2 protein-coding genes are annotated in these 1,794 nt (G+C 69.9%); one reads left to right on the top strand and one right to left on the bottom strand.

Annotation, left to right across the window (positions count from 1 at the left end):
* Positions 1-234: 234 nt before the first annotated feature.
* Entirely contained in the window at positions 235-900 is a 666-nt protein-coding gene (locus tag AOK01_RS38540) for a TetR/AcrR family transcriptional regulator (protein WP_055520080.1), read from the bottom strand.
* Positions 901-1,076: 176 nt separating this feature from the next.
* Between AOK01_RS38540 and AOK01_RS38535 the strand changes: the two genes are divergently transcribed.
* Positions 1,077-1,794, top strand: a 718-nt coding sequence (locus AOK01_RS38535; RefSeq protein ID WP_213862211.1) for a shikimate dehydrogenase, incomplete at its 3' end; no start/stop codon positions are given.

The raw sequence follows: 1,794 nt of genomic DNA, 5'->3' as shown, positions 1-1,794 counted from the left end.
GAGCGGAGGGGAGCAGAGCTGAGAGGTGCCGGCCCCTGGGGTGGTGGGGCGGCCCGCGCCGGAACTGTCCGGGTGATCAACCCGGCTAATTAACCCACTGGATAGTTAGTAGTGGCTGGCTACGGATGTTGCGCTCACGTTTCCTGGGTGTCAAGAGGTCCCGTCGAAGGATCTTGCGCCGCCGTGCCCGCGATCGGGGCGCGTGACCGGGGCCCCGCGCTCAGTACTCCGCGCTCAGTGCTCCGCGCGGTCCGCCGTCAGATAGGCGATGACCATGTCGCCCAGCATGCTCCGGTAGTGCTCGTGCCGCGCGGGGTCGACCAGGTCGCGGCCGAACAGGGCGCCGAAGGTGTGGCGGTTGGCGACCCGGAAGAAGCAGAACGAGCTGATCATCGCGTGCAGGTCCACGGCGTCGACGTCCGCCGTGAACAGGCCCGACTCCCGCCCCGTCTCCAGGATGCGGCGGATCACGTCCAGGGCGGGCGAGCCGATCTTGCCGAGCTTCTCGGAGCCGGCGATGTGCTGGGCCCCGTGGATGTTCTCGATGCTGACCAGGCGGATGAAGGCCGGGTGCGCCTCATGGTGGTCGAAGGTCAGCTCGGCCAGCCGCCGGATGGCCGCGACCGGGTCCAGGTGTTCGACGTCGAGCCCCTGCTCGGCCTCGCGGATGACGCCGTACGCCCGCTCCAGCACGGTGGTGAACAGCTGTTCCTTGCCGCCGAAGTAGTAGTAGATCATCCGCTTCGTGGTCCGGGTGAGCGCGGCGATCTCGTCGACCCGGGCCCCGTCGTAGCCGGCCCGGGCGAACTCCTGGGTCGCGACGTCGAGGATCTCGGCCTTCGTGCGGGCGGCGTCACGGATGCGTCCGTTCGGCCGTGCCGGTTCTTCGACGCTGGTCATCGGGTTCCTTCGGGCGAGGGGCCAGTGCCGCGATTGTAGAAGCAGGCGTCGGGGCGGGGGTGTGGGCGTCCGGCGGGCCTTCCTGTGGTCGGGAGATGCTGATATAGCTAACGTACTAGTTCGTACATTGATAGCTCTTCAGTGAGTTGTTCAGTGAGATGTTCAGGAGGGCCGTCGTGGTCAAGGACTCGTATCTCGTCGGGCTGATCGGCGCGGGCATCGGGCCGTCGCTCAGCCCGGCCCTCCACGAGCGGGAGGCCGACCGGCAGGGCCTGCGCTATGTGTACCGGCTCATCGACATCGACGCGCTCGGCGTCGCGCCGGACGCGGTGGGGGACCTGGTGCGGGCCGCCCGCGACCTGGGCTTCGACGGGCTGAACATCACGCACCCCTGCAAGCAGCTCGTCATCGAGCACCTCGACGCGCTCGCTCCGCAGGCCGAGGCGCTCGGCGCGGTGAACACCGTCGTCTTCGAGGGTGGGCGCGCGGTCGGACACAACACGGACGTCACCGGGTTCGCGGCGTCCTTCGCTCGTGGGCTGCCCGACGCCCCGCTGGAGCGGGTGGTGCAGTTGGGTGCGGGGGGAGCGGGTGCGGCCGTCGCGCACGCCCTGCTCACGCTCGGCGCGGGGCACGTCACCGTGGTGGACGCGTTGCCCGATCGCGCGGCCGACCTTGCCGGCGCGCTGAACCGGCACTTCGGGGTGGGGCGGGCGGCTGCCGCGGTGCCGGACGGCCGGATGGCCGCGTTGCTCGACGGGGCGGACGGTGTCGTGCATGCCACGCCCACCGGGATGGCTGCGCATCCTGGGGTGCCGTTCGCGGTGGAGTTGCTGCGGCCTGGGTTGTGGGTGGCCGAGGTTGTCTATCGGCCGTTGGAGACCGGGTTGTTGC

The organism is Streptomyces aurantiacus (genome assembly GCF_001418335.1).
Taxonomy (GTDB): Bacteria; Actinomycetota; Actinomycetes; order Streptomycetales; family Streptomycetaceae; genus Streptomyces; species Streptomyces aurantiacus.
This window is presented reverse-complemented; position numbering and strand designations above follow the sequence as displayed.